This window comes from Mesorhizobium sp. M1E.F.Ca.ET.063.01.1.1 (genome assembly GCF_003998155.1).
Taxonomy (GTDB): domain Bacteria; phylum Pseudomonadota; class Alphaproteobacteria; order Rhizobiales; family Rhizobiaceae; genus Mesorhizobium.
In genome coordinates this window covers 1-1579 of the sequence record NZ_RZSC01001058.1, presented here as the reverse complement: position 1 = coordinate 1579, position 1579 = coordinate 1, and the positions used below count along the sequence as shown (strand labels likewise).

Here is a 1579-nt window from a genome sequence, read left to right as displayed (position 1 = left end):
AGCCGCTGGAAGATGCGGTCGATCTCGCCCTGCAGCGCCACCAGGTCCTGCGATACGGACACGCCGGCCCACACAGCATGCGGCTTTTTTCCCCCGAAAGCACCGACACCCGAAAGCGTCAGGGGGAACGAGGGGCGGTTGACCCGGTCGAGTGCGTTGGCGATCTCGTCGGCGACATGGCCCTCGACATCGCCGATGAAGCGCAGCGTCAGGTGATAGTTTTCGACATCGATCCAGCGGGCTCCGGGCAGGCCGCCCCGGAGCAGGGACAGCGAAAGAGCAGCGTCACGCGGAATTTCGAGGGCGGTGAAAAGACGTGGCATGAAAAGCCTCCTGTCCTCGAATCGAAACTCTCACCCCTAGCGAATCATCGATATCCGCGCGGGGCAAGCGGTTTGTTGTCCACAAAGTTTCCCCAACGGAAACCGTGGCATTCCAGCCTCACGACGCCCCGCCATTGGCGGCGATCGCCTTTTCGACGGCGGGCAGAATGCGCTCGACGATCACATCGACGCCCCTGGGGTTGGGATGCAGGCCGTCGTCTAGCTGCAGGTCGGGATGGCCGGCGACGCCGTCGAGGAAGAACGGATAGAGCGGCACGTCGTATTTCGCGGTAAGCTTCGCATAGATGGCGTCGAAGGCTTTCTGGTATTCGGCGCCGAGATTTGGCGCGGCCCGCATGCCGGCCAGAAGCACCGGGATGTTGCGCTGCTTGAGCTTGGCCAGCATCGCGTCGAGGTTCTTTTCGGCAAGGTCGGGCGAAACGCCGCGCAGCATGTCGTTGGCGCCGAGCTCGAGGATGACGAGCCTGGTGCCGTCCGGCACCGACCAGTCGAGCCGTGCCAGTCCGCCGCTGGTGGTGTCGCCGGAGACGCCGGCATTGGCGACGGTGACGTCCAGGCCCTTCGCCTTCAGCGCCGCCTGCAGCCTGTCGGTGAAACCTGCCCCCGGGCCCAAGCCGAATCCCGCCGTCAGGCTGTCGCCGAAGCCGACGATCGTGAACGTGCCGGCATGCGCGGACGAAATGGCGCCGCAAACCGCAACGAAAAGGACGAGGGCTGCGGCAAATGTCTGTTTGAAAGCCATGCGGCGAGCCCCATATGACCGGAACATTCGCGGGGAAGTCGTCCCCCTTTCCACCATATAGGACGCTTTCATTGTGACAGAAGCCGTCATCGCACTGAGGGATGTCTCGCTGACGCTCGGCGAGGGCGCTTCCTCCGTCCACGTGCTGAAAGGCGTCAGCCTGGATGTGGCGGCGGGCGAGGCCACCGGCATCGTCGGCCCCTCGGGCTCCGGCAAGTCCACCCTGCTGATGGTCCTGGCCGGATTGGAAAGGGTCGACCAGGGTACGGTGCGAATCGCCGGCGAATTGCTCAACGGCAAAAGCGAGGACCAGATTGCATCGTTTCGGGGGCGAAACGTGGGCATTGTCTTCCAGTCCTTCCATCTCATCCCCAACATGACGGCGCTCGAAAACGTCGCGGTGCCGTTGGAGCTTGCCGGCCATGCCGATCCGTTCGGCGTGGCGGCGCGGGAGCTGGCGGCGGTGAGCCTGAGCGACCGTGTGACGCACTAC

General features: G+C 64.3%; 3 protein-coding genes. 1 reads left to right on the top strand and 2 read right to left on the bottom strand.

Going from position 1 to position 1579, the window contains the following annotated elements:
* Both thpR and EOA29_RS35955 read right to left on the bottom strand, forming a co-directional pair.
* Window positions 1-323, bottom strand: a 323-nt coding sequence (gene thpR, locus EOA29_RS35960; RefSeq protein ID WP_127222361.1) for an RNA 2',3'-cyclic phosphodiesterase, incomplete at its 3' end; no start/stop codon positions are given.
* Window positions 324-441: 118 nt separating this feature from the next.
* Window positions 442-1086, bottom strand: coding sequence for an arylesterase (locus EOA29_RS35955; protein WP_126091162.1), 645 nt, complete (start codon window positions 1084-1086; stop codon window positions 442-444).
* 73 nt (window positions 1087-1159) lie between these two features.
* Between EOA29_RS35955 and EOA29_RS35950 the strand changes: the two genes are divergently transcribed.
* Window positions 1160-1579 (top strand): ATP-binding cassette domain-containing protein (locus tag EOA29_RS35950; protein WP_127222360.1); only part of this gene is annotated, 420 nt, incomplete at its 3' end.